At 70.0% G+C, this 15,290-nt stretch carries 15 protein-coding genes; 8 read left to right on the top strand and 7 right to left on the bottom strand.

All coding sequences use genetic code 11. From position 1 onward, the window contains the following. The first annotated feature begins 15 nt into the window (after positions 1–15). Genes gap through GEV27_RS10620 form a run of 5 tightly spaced genes read left to right on the top strand, consistent with a single transcriptional unit; the run spans position 16 to position 3,634 of the window. The gene (gene gap, locus GEV27_RS10640; protein WP_153652559.1) at positions 16–1,020 is read left to right on the top strand and encodes a type I glyceraldehyde-3-phosphate dehydrogenase; all 1,005 of its coding nucleotides are present in this window, start codon (positions 16–18) and stop codon (positions 1,018–1,020) included. 1 nt (position 1,021) lies between these two features. Next, positions 1,022–2,224, top strand: a complete 1,203-nt coding sequence (locus tag GEV27_RS10635; protein WP_153652560.1) for a phosphoglycerate kinase — start codon at positions 1,022–1,024, stop codon at positions 2,222–2,224. A gap of 1 nt (position 2,225) precedes the next feature. Continuing rightward, entirely contained in the window at positions 2,226–3,029 is an 804-nt protein-coding gene (gene tpiA, locus GEV27_RS10630; protein WP_153652561.1) for a triose-phosphate isomerase, read from the top strand. Positions 3,030–3,044: 15 nt separating this feature from the next. Further along, positions 3,045–3,281 (top strand): preprotein translocase subunit SecG, encoded by a 237-nt coding sequence (gene secG, locus GEV27_RS10625; RefSeq protein ID WP_108577833.1) that lies wholly within the window; start codon positions 3,045–3,047, stop codon positions 3,279–3,281. Further along, positions 3,281–3,634: an RNA polymerase-binding protein RbpA gene (locus GEV27_RS10620; protein ID WP_309222174.1), complete on the top strand. Its 354-nt coding sequence runs from the start codon at positions 3,281–3,283 to the stop codon at positions 3,632–3,634. Before secG ends, GEV27_RS10620 begins: the two co-directional genes overlap by 1 nt. Here GEV27_RS10620 and pgl read toward each other — a convergent pair. The 6 genes from pgl to tkt are packed head-to-tail and all read right to left on the bottom strand — an operon-like array spanning position 3,624 to position 11,630. Then, the gene (gene pgl / locus GEV27_RS10615; RefSeq protein WP_153934236.1) at positions 3,624–4,328 is read right to left on the bottom strand and encodes a 6-phosphogluconolactonase; all 705 of its coding nucleotides are present in this window, start codon (positions 4,326–4,328) and stop codon (positions 3,624–3,626) included. The two genes, GEV27_RS10620 and pgl, sit on opposite strands and share 11 nt — an antisense overlap. Further along, positions 4,325–5,230: a glucose-6-phosphate dehydrogenase assembly protein OpcA gene (locus GEV27_RS10610; protein WP_153652564.1), complete on the bottom strand. Its 906-nt coding sequence runs from the start codon at positions 5,228–5,230 to the stop codon at positions 4,325–4,327. The genes pgl and GEV27_RS10610 overlap by 4 nt, the downstream gene beginning before the upstream one ends. Then, positions 5,230–6,756, bottom strand: a complete 1,527-nt coding sequence (gene zwf, locus GEV27_RS10605) for a glucose-6-phosphate dehydrogenase (RefSeq protein ID WP_153652565.1) — start codon at positions 6,754–6,756, stop codon at positions 5,230–5,232. Before zwf ends, GEV27_RS10610 begins: the two co-directional genes overlap by 1 nt. Further along, positions 6,753–8,330 carry a glucose-6-phosphate isomerase gene (locus tag GEV27_RS10600; RefSeq protein WP_309222173.1) on the bottom strand — a complete coding sequence of 526 codons (1,578 nt, stop codon included), beginning with the start codon at positions 8,328–8,330 and terminating at the stop codon, positions 6,753–6,755. Before GEV27_RS10600 ends, zwf begins: the two co-directional genes overlap by 4 nt. Before the next feature lie 4 nt (positions 8,331–8,334). Next, on the bottom strand, positions 8,335–9,423 hold the full coding sequence (gene tal, locus GEV27_RS10595) for a transaldolase (RefSeq protein WP_153652567.1): 1,089 nt from the start codon (positions 9,421–9,423) through the stop codon (positions 8,335–8,337). Between the two features lie 32 nt (positions 9,424–9,455). Beyond that, complete coding sequence (gene tkt, locus GEV27_RS10590) at positions 9,456–11,630, bottom strand: transketolase (RefSeq protein WP_309222172.1); 2,175 nt, start codon at positions 11,628–11,630, stop codon at positions 9,456–9,458. A gap of 87 nt (positions 11,631–11,717) precedes the next feature. On the opposite strand from tkt, the gene GEV27_RS10585 reads away from it, so the two are divergent. Next, entirely contained in the window at positions 11,718–12,659 is a 942-nt protein-coding gene (locus GEV27_RS10585; protein ID WP_153652569.1) for a heme o synthase, read from the top strand. A 7-nt stretch (positions 12,660–12,666) separates the two neighbouring features. Then, positions 12,667–14,157, top strand: coding sequence for a GNAT family N-acetyltransferase (locus GEV27_RS10580; protein ID WP_153934234.1), 1,491 nt, complete (start codon positions 12,667–12,669; stop codon positions 14,155–14,157). Here the strand turns inward: GEV27_RS10580 and GEV27_RS10575 are convergent. Then, positions 14,147–14,824, bottom strand: coding sequence for a DUF6989 domain-containing protein (locus GEV27_RS10575; RefSeq protein WP_153934233.1), 678 nt, complete (start codon positions 14,822–14,824; stop codon positions 14,147–14,149). The two genes, GEV27_RS10580 and GEV27_RS10575, sit on opposite strands and share 11 nt — an antisense overlap. A gap of 99 nt (positions 14,825–14,923) precedes the next feature. On the opposite strand from GEV27_RS10575, the gene GEV27_RS10570 reads away from it, so the two are divergent. After that, complete coding sequence (locus GEV27_RS10570; RefSeq protein WP_153934232.1) at positions 14,924–15,286, top strand: DUF1330 domain-containing protein; 363 nt, start codon at positions 14,924–14,926, stop codon at positions 15,284–15,286. Positions 15,287–15,290: the final 4 nt, after the last annotated feature.

Raw genomic sequence — 15,290 nt, 5'->3', positions numbered from 1 at the left:
GGAGAGCTGTTTCCCGTGACCGTACGCGTAGGCATCAATGGATTTGGCCGCATCGGCCGCAACTTCTTCCGCGCGGCCCGTGCCGCCGGGGCCGACATCGAGATCGTCGCCGTCAACGACCTGACGGACAACAAGACTCTCGCCCACCTGCTGAAGTACGACTCGATCCTCGGTCGCCTCGACGCCGACGTCACGTACGACGAGACGTCGATCTACGTCGGCGAGCAGAAGATCGTGGCCTTCGAGGAGCGCGACCCGGCCAAGCTCGACTGGGCCAGCGTCGGCGTCGACATCGTCATCGAGTCGACCGGCTTCTTCACCGACGCGACCAAGGCGAAGGCGCACATCGACGGCGGTGCGAAGAAGGTCATCATCTCCGCCCCGGCGAAGAACGAGGACGTCACGATCGTCATGGGCGTCAACCACGAGCTCTACGACCCGGCCGCCCACACGGTGATCTCCAACGCGTCGTGCACGACCAACTGCCTCGCTCCGATGGCCAAGGCGCTCAACGACGCGCTCGGCATCGAGAAGGGCCTGATGACCACGATCCACGCGTACACGCAGGACCAGAACCTGCAGGACGCCCCGCACAGCGACCTGCGTCGTGCGCGCGCCGCCAACCTCAGCATCATCCCCACCTCGACCGGTGCCGCCAAGGCCGTGAGCCTCGTGCTCCCCGAGCTCAAGGGCAAGCTCGACGGCTACGCGCTGCGCGTCCCCGTGCCGACCGGCTCGGCGACCGACCTGACGTTCACCGCCTCGCGCGAGACGACGGTCGAAGAGGTCAACCAGATCGTCAAGGATGCCGCTGAGGGCGCCATGAAGGGCTTCCTGGTCTACACCGAGGACCCGATCGTGTCGGCCGACATCGTCACCGACCCCGCGTCCTGCATCTTCGACTCGGGCCTGACCAAGGTCATCGGCGACCAGGTCAAGGTCGTCGGCTGGTACGACAACGAGTGGGGCTACTCCAACCGCCTGGCCGACCTCGTCGTCCACGTCGGCGCCTCCCTCTGACGTGCGGACCGTCTCGGACCTCGGCGACCTGCGCGGCAAACGCGTCCTCGTCCGCAGTGACCTGAACGTGCCCCTCGACGGCACGACGATCACGGACGACGGGCGGGTCCGCGCGAGCGTCCCGACCATCAAGTCCCTGGCTGACGCAGGTGCGCGCGTCCTCGTGACCGCGCACCTGGGTCGGCCCAAGGGTGCGCCCGACGCGGCGTACTCGCTGGCTCCCGTGGCGGCTCGGCTGGCCGAGCTGCTCGGTGCGCCGGTCGAGTTCGCGGGCGACACCGTCGGCCCGGAGGCCCAGCGGGTCTCCGCGGGGCTCCGGGACGGTCAGGTCGCGGTGCTCGAGAACGTCCGCTTCAACGCGGGCGAGACGAGCAAGGACGACGCCGAGCGTGGCGCGTTCGCCGATCAGCTGGCCGCGCTGGCCGACGTGTTCGTCTCCGACGGTTTCGGGGTCGTCCACCGCAAGCAGGCCAGCGTCTACGACGTCGCGACCCGGCTCCCCGCCGCGGTCGGCGGTCTCGTCGAGGCCGAGGTCACGGTGCTCAAGCGGCTCACCGAGTCGCCCGAACGTCCCTACACCGTCGTGCTCGGCGGCTCGAAGGTCTCCGACAAGCTCGGGGTCATCGACAACCTGCTCGACAAGGCCGACCACCTCCTGATCGGCGGCGGCATGGTCTTCACCTTCCTCAAGGCCCAGGGCCACGAGGTGGGCACGTCCCTGCTCGAGGAGGACCAGCTCGAGGTGGCCCGCGGCTACATCGAGCAGGCCAAGGCGCAGGGCGTCACGCTCCTGCTGCCGACCGACATCGTCGTGGCACCGGAGTTCAAGGACGCCGGAGCCACGGTCGTCGCGGCCGACGCGATCCCGGCCGATCAGCTCGGTCTGGACATCGGCCCGGACTCGGCCGCAGCGTTCGCCGAGGTCATCCGCGGCTCCCGCACGGTCTTCTGGAACGGCCCGATGGGCGTGTTCGAGATGGCGTCGTTCGCAGCCGGCACCAAGGCCGTCGCGCAGGCGTTGACCGAGGTCGACGGGCTGTCGGTCGTCGGTGGCGGCGACTCGGCCGCGGCCGTGCGCCAGCTGGGCTTCGCAGACGACCAGTTCGGTCACATCTCCACCGGCGGCGGCGCCTCGCTCGAGTACCTCGAGGGCAAGACGCTCCCCGGCCTCGCCATCCTCGATCAGCAGAGCGAAGGGAACTGACATGGCCTCCGCCCGCACGCCGCTCATGGCCGGCAACTGGAAGTCCAACCTCGACCACCAGGAGGCGCTGGTCCTCGTCCAGAAGCTCGCGTGGACGCTGCAGGACAAGAAGCACGACTACGACAAGGCCGAGGTCGTCGTGGTCCCGCCGTTCACCGATCTGCGCAGCGTCCAGACGCTCGTCGACGGCGATCACCTGTCGATCCGCTACGGCGCGCAGGACGTGTCCGAGCACGACGGTGGCGCCTACACCGGTGAGGTCACCGCGGCGATGCTCGCCAAGCTCGGCTGCTCGTACGTCGTGGTCGGCCACTCCGAGCGCCGCGAGTACCACGGCGAGACCGATCAGCAGGTCAACGTCAAGGCCACCAAGGCACTCGGCGCGGGCATGAGCCCGATCGTGTGCGTGGGCGAGGGCCTCGAGGTCCGCCAGTCCGGTCAGCACGTCGCCTACACGCTCGACCAGGTCGACGGCTCGCTCGCGGGCCTGACCGCCGAGCAGATGGCCGACGTGGTCATCGCGTACGAGCCCGTGTGGGCCATCGGGACCGGCGAGGTGGCCACTCCCGAGGACGCCCAGGAGGTCTGTGCGGCCATCCGTGGGCGTGTCGAGGAGACCTGGTCGTCGGAGGTGGCCGCCGCAACGCGTATTCTTTACGGCGGATCGGTGAAAGCGGCGAACATCGCCGCCATCATGGCCAAGTCGGACGTCGACGGGGCCCTGGTTGGCGGAGCAAGCCTCCAGGCTGAGGAGTTCGCCGCGATCGCCCGGTTCTATGCCATGCCGGACCTGTCCGGCGCCTGACAACGAAGGCCCAACGTGATTCTGACGTTTTCCATCCTCCTCGCGATCAGCAGCCTGCTGATGATCGTGCTGGTCCTCATGCACAAGGGCCGCGGAGGTGGCCTCTCCGACATGTTCGGCGGAGGCGTCTCCAGCTCCCTTGGAGGATCCTCGGTCGCTGAACGCAACCTCGACCGCATCACGGTCGGTATCGCAGTCGTCTGGGTCGTGTGCATCTTCGCACTCGGCCTGCTCCTGAAGGTGAGTAACTAGTGGCAGCAGGTGCAATCCGGGGAAGCCGTATCGGCTCCGGTCCCATGGGCGAGGCTGAGCGTGGCGAAGCCGCCCCGCGACAGTTCGTGACGTTCTTCTGCATCAACAACCACACGACGGAGCTGCAGTTCGCGATCGAGGCCGAGGTGCCGGAGTCGTGGGACTGCCCGCGCTGCGGCATGCCGGCCAGCGTCGACGCCGACAACCGTCCGACGGCCAAGAAGATCGAGCCCTACAAGACTCATCTGGCCTACGTGAAGGAGCGTCGCTCCGAGACCGAGGCCGACGAGATCCTCAAGGAAGCCGTCGACATGCTGCGCAGCAAGCGCAAGTCAGGCGAGATCATCTTCTGACGATCAGCGCGGACGCGGGCACGTCGACCAGCCACACGGTCTCGGCGAGGCCCTGCACGCCGGATGCCGGGGTGTCCTCGATCGTGCCGTCGGCGTGGGCGCGGGCAACGGCCTCGGCCTTGCCCTCGCCGGCGACGATCAGCCACACGCTCTGCGCATTGCGCAGGGCCGGATAGGTCAGCGAGATGCGCTCGGGCGGCGGCTTGGGGGAGTCGAGGACCTCGACGGCCAGACGCTTGGTCTCGTGCACCTGCGGGTGACCGGGGAACAGCGAGGCGATGTGGCCGTCGGGTCCCACCCCGAGCAGCACGAGGTCGAACGGCTCGCTGGGCAGCTCCGCGGCGTACTGGTCGGCGGCCTCGCCGATCGCGAGCCCGCCGTCGGCCGCCGGCATCGCGTGGATCCGGTCGGCCGGGACGCCCAGGCGGTCCAGGAACGCGTCCTTGGCCTGCTGGTCGTTGCGGTCGGCATCGCCGGCCGGCACGAACCGCTCGTCGCCCCAGTAGAAGTCCACGTCGGTCCAGTCGACGTCGCCGCCGCTGATCTGCTCGTACGCGTCGATCGCGATCGTGCCCCCGGTGAGCACGATGGCGGGCGTACGCCCCTCGCGCTGGACCTCGGCGACCTTGTCGGTGATGCGTTGGGCGATGACGGCCGCGAGCTCTTCCGCAGTCGGCCAGACCTCTGTGGTCATACGTCCTCCTCGAGCATGTACTGGATGGTCTGGGCATAGACCTCGTCCGCGTCGAGGCGGCGCAGGTCCTCGGCGAGCAGCTCGGCCAGGGTGCGGGCACCCAGTGGCACCTCGCGCGGCGACGAGCCCGGGACGCTGAAGTGGCAGGACACGGAGTCGACCCGCTCGATCAGCACATCGCCCTCGGCGGTGTGCAGCACCACCGACGCGATCTGTGGGGTGTCGATGCGCTTGCGCTTGATCGGGACCTTCAGCCTGCTCTCGAGCCACGACACGAGCAGGAGCGCGACCGGGTTGCCGGTGCCGGCGGTCACCGTGCCGCCGGTGACGGTGCCAGTGGTCTGGTCGAGCGCCGCGGCGAGCAGGGCGCGCCACGGGGTCGAGCGCGTCCACGACAGGTCGGTGTCACCCGGCTGATAGGCCCGCGCCACGGCCTTGAGCGAACGGATCGGCGAGTCGGTGGCCTCGGCGTCGGTGAGGCGTCGTCGGGCGAGCCGGCCGATCGCGTCGGCGGACGGGTTCGACGGGGGCTTGCCGGGCCACCACACCACGACGGGGGAGTCGGGCAGCAGCAGGGGCAGGACGACGGACTCCGCGTGCTTGGTCAGCTCGCCGGAGATGCGCAGCAGGATCGACTCGCCGGAGGAGCTCTCGCCGACGCGCACCTTGGCGTCGAGCTTTGCCCCGCCGCGGCCGTCGCCGATGATCACCCCGATCACGCGCGAGGGGTGCTCGCGCGACAGGGTGGTCGCGGTCTTGAGCGCCTCGCTGACGTTCTCGTCGTCGGTCACGACCAGCAGCGTCAGCACCATGTCCATCGCGGGACTGCCCGCAGCCGACCGGGCCTTGACGAGCGCGCGGGCGATCTGCGAGGAGTTGGTGTCGGTGAGTGCGATCTCCATCAGGGACGCCTCCAGGTGCGGCCGTCGCGGGCCATCATGGCATCGGCGGACGGGGGGCCCCAGGTGCCGGCCGGGTAGGTGTCGATCTCCTTGTCCTGCTTCCAGTGCGCGATGACCGGGTCGAGGATCTTCCAGGACAGCTCGACCTCCTCGTGCTGCGGGAACAGCGGCGGATCGCCGAGCAGGACGTCGAGGATGAGTCGTTCGTACGCCTCGGGGCTGCTCTCGACGAACGCACCGCCGTAGGCGAAGTCCATGTTGACGTCACGGATCTCCATCGTGGTGCCCGGCACCTTGGCGCCGAACCGCAGCGTGACGCCCTCATCGGGCTGGATGCGCATGACCAGGGCGTTCTGGCCGAGCTCCTCCACGTCGTTCTTGTTGAACGGCTGGTGGGGCGCGCGCTTGAACACGACCGCGACCTCGGTGACGCGCCGTCCGAGACGCTTGCCGGTGCGCAGGTAGAACGGGACCCCGGCCCAGCGTCGGGTCGACACGTCGACCCGGATCGCGGCGTACGTCTCGGCGCGGGAGCCCTCGTGGACGCCCTCCTCCTCGAGGTAGCCGCGCACCTTCTCGCCGCCGGCCCACCCGGCGACGTACTGCGCCTGCGCGGTGTGCAGGTCCATGCGGGCCGGGGGACGGGCGTTGGCGAGGATCTTCTGCTTCTCCAGGCGGAGGCTCGAGGCGTTGAACGAGACCGGCTCCTCCATCGCGATGAGGGCCATGAGCTGCAGCAGGTGGTTCTGGATCACGTCGCGTGCGGCGCCGATGCTGTCGTAGTAGCCGGCCCGCGAGCCGATGCCGATGTCCTCGGCCATCGTGATCTGCACGTGGTCGACGTAATGGTTGTTCCAGATCGGCTCGAACATCCCGTTGGCGAAGCGGAAGGCCAGGATGTTCTGGACCGTCTCCTTGCCGAGGTAGTGGTCGATGCGGAAGACCGACTCGCGCGAGAACACGTCGCCCACCATGCGGTTGAGCTCGACCGCGGAGGCGAGGTCGTGCCCGAACGGCTTCTCGATCACGACCCGGCGCCAGCCCTTGGACGACTCGGCGAGGCCGTGCTTCTTGATCTGCGACACCACGACGGGGAACAGGCTCGGCGGGATCGACAGGTAGAAGGCGTGGTTGCCGCCCGTGCCCTGCTGGTCGTCGAGCTCCTTCATGGTGTCGGCGAGCCGGTCCCACGCGTCGTCGTCGTCGAACTCGCCCGGCACGAAGCGGATGCCCGCCGCGAGCTGCTTCCAGACGGTCTCGCTCCAGGGGGTGCGGGCACCCTCCTTGGCGGCCTTCTTGATCATCTGGGCGAACGTGCCGTCCTTGAAGTCGGCCCGGGCGAAGCCGACCAGGGCGAACCCGGGGGGCAGGAGCCCGCGGTTGGCCAGGTCGTACACGGCCGGGATGAGCTTCTTCTTGGCCAGGTCGCCCGTGACACCGAACAGGATCAGGCTGCACGGCCCGGCGATGCGGGGGAGACGACGATCGGTGGGGTCGCGCAGAGGGTTGACGTGCTCCGCCGTCATGCCAGCAGCTCCCGGATGGTCGCGAGCCCGGCGGGGACGTCGTGCAGGTGCAGCCGCAGGACGGGGCGCCCGTGGTCACGCAGCACTGCGGCGTCGCCGGCGGCCTGCGAGTCGATGAACGAGCCGAAGGTGAAGTCGCGACCGGCGATCGCGAGATCCTCCTCGGGCGTCCCGGTGACCTGCAGGAACACGCCGTTGGGGGTGCCGCCCTTGTGGTACTGACCCGTCGAGTGCAGGAAGCGCGGACCCCAGCCGAACGTCACCGGGCGGGCCAGCCGCTCGGCCGCGACCTCGCGGACGCCCGCGAAGTCGGCGTAGGCGATGCGGTCGAGATAAACCTGGATCGCGAGGTAGCCGTGGTCGAGGTCGACCTGGCCGAGCAGCTCCTGCACCGCCTCGGTGAGGGACGAGCCCGAGCCGTAGACGTCGATGCCGTTCTCGGAGAAGTCGGGGTCGGGCACGCTGCCGCTGCCGCTCAGCAGCTCGCGGGCGGCCTTCTTGGCGCTCTCGACGTCGGGCTGGTCGAACGGGTCGATGCCGATGAGCCGGCCGGCCACGGCGACCGCGACCTCCCACAGCAGCATCTGCGCACCGAGATCGCCCTGCAGATCGGCCGAGAAGCCGGACTGTGCCTCGGGCGGTCCGTCACCGCCGATCGTGACCAGGATCGAGTCGGGGGTGCTCGGGTTGAAGTTGGTCGCGTTCTCGAACGGGACCACGACCGGCAGGATCCCCTTGCCGAGCTTGCCGGTCGACTCCGCGACGAGCTGCTCGATCCAGTCGCCCACACCGTGTCGGGTCTGGTCGGAGATCACGAGCTTGTCGACACGGTGCTGGTTGGCCACGCCGAGCAGGACACCCAGGCGAAGGGCGGGGTTGTCGGCGCTGTCGGAGTAGAGCAGCTTCTCCTCGGCCTCGGCGCTGGACAGCAGCGCGCCGATGTCGACACCGGCCAGGCCGCTCGGCACGAGACCGAAGGCGGTCAGCGCCGAATAGCGTCCGCCGACGTGCGGATCGGCCCGGAAGACGCGATAGCCGGTCTCGGTCGCCTCCTCGTCGAGCGGGGAGCCGGGGTCGGTCACCACGATGATCCGCTCGAGCGGGTCGATGCCCGCCTCGGTGAACGCCTGCTCGTACGCCCGGCGCTGGCTGTCGGTCTCGACCGTGCCGCCGGACTTGCTGGACACGACCACCACGGACCGGTCGAGCCGGTCGGCGATCGCGGCGCGCACCATGTCGGGGTGCGAGGAGTCGAGCACCGTGAGGTCGACGCCCGCCGTGTGGCAGATGACCTCCGGCGCGAGCGAGGACCCGCCCATGCCGCACAGCACGACGTGGTCGAGGCCCCGGGCCACGAGGTCCTCGCGCAAGGCGCTGATCTCGGCGACCAGCGGCCGCGACGACTCCGGCAGGTGCGTCCAGCTGAGCCGGATGCTGGCCTCGGACTCCGCATCAGGACCCCACAGCGTGGGGTCCTGGGCGTCGATCCGGGAGGCGACCCGATCGGCGATCGCGCTCTGCAGCGCGTCCTCGAACTCGGACTGCGACGGGACAGTGAGCGCGACCCCGATCACGGCCTCAGGCCTTGTCGAGCTCGGCCGACACGGTCTCGAGGAGCTCGTCCCACGAGGCCTCGAACTTCTGCAGGCCCTCGTCCTCGAGGATCTTGACCACCTCGTCGTACGAGACGCCCTCACGCTCGAGCGCGGCGAACGCGTCGCGCGACTCCTCGTACGTGTTGTGCACCCGGTCGCCGAGGACCTCGCCGTGATCGGCGAACGCCTCGAGCGTCTTCTCCGGCATCGTGTTGACCGTGCCGGAGACCACGAGCTCGGACACGTAGAGCGTGTCGGGCAGGTTGGGGTCCTTGACGCCCGTGGACGCCCACAGCGGACGCTGCGGGTTGGCGCCCTTCGAGACCAGGGCCCTGAAGCGGTCGGAGCCGAAGATCTCCTCGTACGCCTCGAAGGCGAGGCGGGCGTTGGCGAGCGCGGCGGTGCCACGCAGCGGGCTGTCCTCGGGCAGACGACGGTCGACCTCGGTGTCGACGCGGCTGATGAAGAACGAGGCGACCGAGTGGATCGTCGACAGGTCACGGCCGGCGGCCGCGGCCTGCTCGAGGCCCTCGAGGTAGGCGTCCATCACGCCGCGGTAGCGCTCGAGCGAGAAGATCAGGGTCACGTTGACGCTGATGCCCTCGGAGATCGCCGCGGTGATCGCGGGGAGGCCCTCGAGCGTGGCGGGGATCTTGATCATCAGGTTGGGTCGGCCGACACGCTCCCAGAGGCGGTGAGCGAGCTTGATCGTGCCCTCGGTGTCGCGGGCGAGATCGGGGTCGACCTCGAGCGAGACCCGGCCGTCGAAGCCGTTGCTCGCGTCGTAGACGGGACGCATGATGTCGCAGCCCATCTGCACGTCGGTCGCCGTGAGCTCGAAGACGGTCGTGGCGATGTCGGCGCCGGACTCCTTGAGCTTCTTGACCTGCGGCTCGTACTTCTCACCCTTGGCGAGGGCCGAGGCGAAGATCGACGGGTTGGTGGTGACGCCGACGACACCGGACTCCGCGACCAGCTTGGCCAGGTTGCCGGACTCGATGCGCTCGCGGGACAGGTCGTCGAGCCAGACGGATACTCCGGCGTCGGCGAGGGCCTTGAGACGGTCGTTCATGTGTGCTCCTTCGTGACGAAGATGGCAGCGCGTCAGTGGGTGGGCGCGTCTGAGTTGTCACCCGGACCGACAGGTCCTGCCGGACGGGCGTGGAACGGTGCGACGGGCTCGCCCGCAGCAGCGGCGATCGAGTCCTTGGCGGCTGCGACGACGGCCTCGGCGGTGATGCCGAAGGCGTTGTACAGCGTCGTGTAGTCGGCCGAGGCCCCGTAGTGCTCGAGGCTGACGATGCGGCCGGCGTCGCCGACCACGTCACGCCAGCCGAAGGCCACGCCCGCCTCGACCGAGACGCGTGCCCGCGACGTCGGCGGGACGACCTGGTTGCGGTAGGACTCGTCCTGCTGCTCGAACCACTCACGGCTCGGCATGGAGACGACCCGGGCGGCGATGCCCTCGGCTGCGAGCAGCTCGCGGGCCTTGACCGCGATCTGCACCTCCGAGCCCGTGCCGAACAGGATCACGTCGGGATCGCCCTCGGTGTCGAGCAGGATGTACGCACCCCTCGCCGTGAGGCTCGCCTCGGCGTAGCCGTCGGTGCCGCGGGGGAACGTCGGCAGGTTCTGCCGGCTCAGCGCGAGGGCCGACGGACGATCGGTGTTGCCCATGATCGTGCGCCAGGCCTCGATCGTCTCGTTGGCGTCGGCGGGGCGGATGACATCGAGCCCAGGGATCGCGCGCAGGGCCGCGAGGTGCTCGATCGGCTGGTGCGTCGGACCGTCCTCGCCCAGACCGATCGAGTCGTGGGTCCAGACGTACGTGACGGGCAGCTCCTGCAGGGCCGCGAGGCGGACCGCGGGGCGCATGTAGTCGCTGAACACCAGGAAAGTGCCGCCGTACGGGCGGGTCAGCCCGTGCTGGACGATGCCGTTCATGATCGCGCCCATCGCGTGCTCACGGATGCCGAAGTGCAGCACCCGGCCGTACCAGTCGCCGGAGAACTTCTCGGAGGAACGCTCCGGCGGGAGGAAGGACGGCTCGCCCTTGGGGGTCGTGTTGTTGGAGCCGGCCAGGTCGGCCGAGCCGCCCCACAGCTCGGGGAGGCCCGCGACGGCCGCCGACAGGAAGTCACCGGAGGCGACACGCGTCGCGACGCCCTTGGCGTCGGCCTCGTAGACGGGCAGGTCGGCGTCCCAGCCGTCCGGCAGCTCGCGCTTCTTGAGCCGCTCGAGCAGGGCTGCGCGCTCGGGGTTGGCCGAGGTCCAGGCGTCGAGCGACTCCTGCCACGTCTTGCGCTGCTGGGCGGCCCGGTCACGTACGGACTGGGTGTGGGCGATGACCTCGTCGTCGACGATGAACGTCTGGTCGGGATCGAAGCCCAAGAGCTCCTTGGTGGCGCGGATCTCGTCGTCGCCGAGCGCCGAGCCGTGCGATCCGCCGGTTCCCTGGGCCGACGGCGCCGGCCAGGCGATGATCGTGCGCAGCTGGATGAAGCTGGGACGGTCGGTGACGGCCTCCGCGGCCTGGTAGGCGTCCCAGAGTGCCTGGACGTCCTCTTCGTAGCCTGTGCCGCCGTTGGTCCAGTCGACGGTCTGGACGTGCCAGCCGTACGCCTCGTAGCGTGCGGCGACGTCCTCGGTGAAGGCGATGTTGGTGTCGTCCTCGATCGAGATCCGGTTGTCATCCCACAGCAGCGTCAGGTTGCCCAGCTGCTGGGTGCCGGCGAGCGAGGAGGCCTCGGCCGAGACGCCCTCCTCGAGGTCGCCGTCGGAGCAGATCGCGTAGACGTGGTGGTCGAACGGGCTCTCGCCGGGCGCGGCGTCGGGGTCGAGCAGTCCGCGCTCGCGGCGGGCCGCCATCGCGAAGCCCACGGCGTTCGCGACGCCCTGGCCCAGCGGACCGGTCGTCACCTCGACGCCGGGGGTGTGGTTGTACTCGGGGTGACCGGGGGTCTGGCTGCCCCACGTGCGGAGGCTCTTCAGGTCGTCCAGCGTCATCGAGTAGCCCGCGAGGTAGAGCTGGATGTACTGCGTCAGGCTCGAGTGGCCGCACGACAGCACGAACCGGTCACGGCCGGCCCAGTGCGGATCGGTCGGGTCGTGGCGCATGACCTTCTGGTAGAGCAGGTACGCCGCAGGCGCCAGGCTCATGGCCGTGCCGGGGTGGCCGTTGCCCACCTTCTGCACAGCGTCGGCGGCCAGCAGGCGGACAGTGTCCACGGCCTTCTTGTCGAGGTCGGTCCACTCCAGCGCGGGGGTTCCGGACGTCACAGCGGTGGCTCCTGATCGTCGTTCGTGAGACTTGGAAGACAGGCGTCGAAGCCCGTCACGCCGAGCCTACTCGCGTCCATTAGACTGATGCACGTGACTGCCGTAGATGTGAACTCCGCCAGCCATGCTGACGTACCCACATCGCCGCAGTTCAGCGATGTCGTCAAGGGCTACGTCGCACTGACCAAGCCGCGGATCATCGAGCTCCTGCTCCTGACCACCGTGCCGGTGATGTTCCTGGCCGAGCAGGGCGTGCCCTCGCTCTGGCTCGTGCTCGCGACGTTCGTCGGCGGTGCGCTGTCCGCGGGCAGTGCCAACGCGCTCAACTGCGTCGTGGACGCCGACGTCGACCAGCTCATGCGGCGCACGTCGCGCCGTCCGCTGGCCCGCCACCAGATCCCGACCCGCAACGCGCTGATCTTCGGCCTCGTGCTCGGTGTCGTGTCGACCGCGATGCTGGGCTTCTGGGTCAACTGGCTGTCGGCTGGCCTCGCGCTCGCGGCCAACGTGTTCTACGTCGTCGGCTACACCATGATCCTCAAGCGCCGCACCACCCAGAACATCGTCTGGGGCGGAGCGGCCGGCTGCTTCCCGGCAGTGATCGGCTGGACCGCCGTGACCAACGAGCTGGCGCTCGCGCCGTTCGTGCTCTTCCTGGTGATCTTCTTCTGGACGCCGCCGCACTTCTGGTCGCTCGCGATGCGCTACCGCGAGGACTACTCCGCGGCCAGCATCCCGATGCTGCCGTCGGTCGTCGGATCGGCCGAGGTGGCCCGCCAGATCGTGATCTACACGTGGGTCATGGTCGGCACCTCGCTGCTGCTGTGGCCGCTCGCGACCGGCTGGTTCTACCCCGCGGTCGCGATCGTGCTCGGCATCGTGTTCATCGTCGAGGCGTACGACCTGAAGTCCCGCGCTCAGGACACCGAGGAGCTGTCGGTCATCAAGCCGATGCGACTGTTCCACTACAGCAACGCCTATCTCGCGCTGCTGTTCGTCGCCGCCGCGATCGATCCCTTCCTGCGCTAGGGCGCCGGTGATCCGGCAGCTGGGGCCCGACGACTGGGCCGTCTGGCGTGCCCTGCGCGGCCGCTCGCTGAGCGAGGACCGTGCCGCGTTCTCCGCGTCCACCACGATGTGGACCGGTGACGATGACACCGAGGAGCGCTGGCGCGGACGCGTCGCTGACGGCCCGTGCTTCATCGCGTACGAGGACGAGCGGCCGGTCGGGATGGTCGCCGGCCAGCTTGCCGGGGAGACCGCCTCCCTCACCTCGATGTGGGTCGCCCCCGAGGTCCGCGGACGTGGGGTGGGCGCCGAGCTCGTCTCGGCGGTCGTGCGATGGGCCGCAGGCCGCGAGCTGTCGTTGCGCGTGATCGACGGCAACACCGCGGCCGTCGCGACGTACGAGGCCGCGGGCTTCGTGCTGCTGGACGGCGTCGACGACGAGGGCTGCCGGCGCATGGTGCGTCGTGCGCTGCCGCACCGGTTGGTGCAGCCCTCGGCCGGGAGCGCGACCGTGGCGTGGCTGCGGCGGGCCCGCCGGGTCGGGCTGCGCGGGGTGCTCGCCGACCTCAACCGGAGCGGACGCCACGTCGACGTGCCGGCCGAGGCCGCGGCGTACGGGATGGCCTGGCAGCGCACCGACGAGGACACCCAGCGGTGGTTCCCCCAGGGGATCACGACCTCCGCGGACGCCTACGGACCTGAGCCGAGCGGCGGCACGTACGAGGGGCACGACGTGGTGCTCGCGAGCTGGTACGGGCACGGGCGCATCGGTCGTCGGCTCGGCGCGCGCATCTCGGTGATCGACTGGCACGACGACGAGCCGCCCCGCTACCGCCACGTGCTGCTGGTCGAGCCGCGCCGGCTGGGGCCGCTGCACCGGCTGCGCCGCGTGAGGGTCCACGCGGGCGGCATCGTCTGGTACGGCGACCACCTGTTCGTTGCCGGCAGCTCGGCGGGTCTGCGCGTCTTCCGGCTCGACGACGTCGTGCGGGTCCGCAACCGCCTGCGCACCGGCGGCTACCGCTACGTCCTGCCCCAGCGGACCGTCTACGCCGCGGAGCACGACGGCGACGCCGGGCCGATGACGTACTCCTTCCTCTCCCTGGACCGCGGCGGCGTCGGCGACGACCATCTCGTGGCGGGGGAGTACGGCCGCAAGGGCGGCAGCCACCGGCTCATCAGCTATGCGATCGACGGTGCCACGGGCCTGCTGCGCAGCGACAGGCGCGGACGTGCCCAGCCCACCGACATGCACGAGCGCCAGGTGGCCCGCATGCAGGGCGCGGTCGTCGCGGACGGACGCTGGGTGCTCACCTCGAGCAACGGCGAGGGCCTGCCCGGAGATCTGTGGATCGGCCGACCGGGACGGTTCACCCGTCACCGCGGCGTCCTGCCGACGGGTCCGGAGGACATCACCTGGCTCCCGCAGCGGCGCCAGCTCTGGTCGCTCACGGAGTGGCCCGGCCGCCGGTGGGTCTATGCGATCGAGGCCGACCGCTGGTTCGCCCTCAAGCGGTGAGGCGCCAGCCGGCGACGTCGATCAGGAAGTGCGAGAGCACGAGCGCGCCGAGGTAGAACGTGGACACCGCGAGCGCCGCCGCCACGCGGTGGACGAGGTCGAGGCGGCGGGTCGCGCGGAACGCCACCGCGGTGGCCCACCCCAGCGCAGCCTCAGCCGGCAGCACGTACACCGCGACGCCCGCGAACCGGTGCGTGTCGCCGGTGGGCTCCCACAGGCCGAGCCCCGGCGCGGCCAGCTCGGCGCCGAAGAAGATCGCGGTGGCCAGCACCGCGGCGACGGCGGGTCGTCCTCCGCTCAGGGCGACCGCAGCGAACAGGGGAGCCACCCACATGCCGGCCATCGCCAGCGGGATGACGTCGTCGACGCGCACCCCGCCGGTGTCGGGGAACCGCAGCGTGCCGATCAGGTCGGCCAGCACCCAGTCGGGCAGCAGCTGGAACACCGAGACCGCCACCAGGAACGAGGCGAGCGCCTCGAGATCGCGGGCACCCGCACGCCGGCACGCTGCCCGCAGGGCGAAGACGTATACGACGACCGTGACCAGGACGCCCCAACCCTTCGCGGGGGCGTCCAGCGAGAGCACGACGGCACCGGCGACGGCGAGGGCGACGTGGACGCCGAGGACCGGCGCGAGGCTGGATCGGGACGCGGTGAGGGTGGGCACAGACGAACCGTAGGTGGTCAGCGTGTCAGCCTGCGAGGCTGACCGCTGGTTCAGGCACGATGGGCGTCCCAGCGACGAGCGCAGCACCGAGGAGACAGCATGAGCGTGGACCCGACCGGCAACGACCTGAAGCGCTATCTCGCCGAGGACGAGGGCGGCCCGGTCGTGATGCTGAACCTCCTGCGGTTCGCGCCGGACGGTCGCCAGTTCTACGACCAGTACGCCCGCGAGATCGGCCCGCACCTGCAGAAGGTCGGCGCCCGCGTGGTCTACATCGGCGACACCTCGACCGCGCTGGTCGCTCCCGACGGCTTCGACTGGGACGCAGTGCTGCTGGTGGAGTATCCGACCCGCGCCGCGTTCAGCGCGATGGTCGCGGACCCGGACTACCAGCGCATCACCCACCTGCGCACCGAGGCATTGTCGGAGGCGGTCCTGCAGGCCACGACGCCGCGCCGCTGACGTC

It is taken from the genome of Aeromicrobium sp. S22 (genome assembly GCF_009661045.1).
GTDB classification, from domain to species: domain Bacteria; phylum Actinomycetota; class Actinomycetes; order Propionibacteriales; family Nocardioidaceae; genus Aeromicrobium; species Aeromicrobium yanjiei.
Note: the sequence above shows the minus strand (reverse complement) of the source record. Positions and strands in the feature narration are given on the sequence as shown.

What these genes read in the sequence shown, in the direction of transcription:
- tpiA (WP_153652561.1), top strand. Translation starts at nt 2,226, where the DNA reads ATGGCCTCCGCCCGCACGCCGCTCATGGCCGGCAACTGGAAGTCCAAC.
- pgl (WP_153934236.1), bottom strand. Translation starts at nt 4,328, where the DNA reads ATGACCACAGAGGTCTGGCCGACTGCGGAAGAGCTCGCGGCCGTCATC.
- GEV27_RS10610 (WP_153652564.1), bottom strand. Translation starts at nt 5,230, where the DNA reads ATGGAGATCGCACTCACCGACACCAACTCCTCGCAGATCGCCCGCGCG.
- zwf (WP_153652565.1), bottom strand. Translation starts at nt 6,756, where the DNA reads ATGACGGCGGAGCACGTCAACCCTCTGCGCGACCCCACCGATCGTCGT.
- tal (WP_153652567.1), bottom strand. Translation starts at nt 9,423, where the DNA reads ATGAACGACCGTCTCAAGGCCCTCGCCGACGCCGGAGTATCCGTCTGG.
- GEV27_RS10585 (WP_153652569.1), top strand. Translation starts at nt 11,718, where the DNA reads ATGCACGTGACTGCCGTAGATGTGAACTCCGCCAGCCATGCTGACGTA.
- GEV27_RS10570 (WP_153934232.1), top strand. Translation starts at nt 14,924, where the DNA reads ATGAGCGTGGACCCGACCGGCAACGACCTGAAGCGCTATCTCGCCGAG.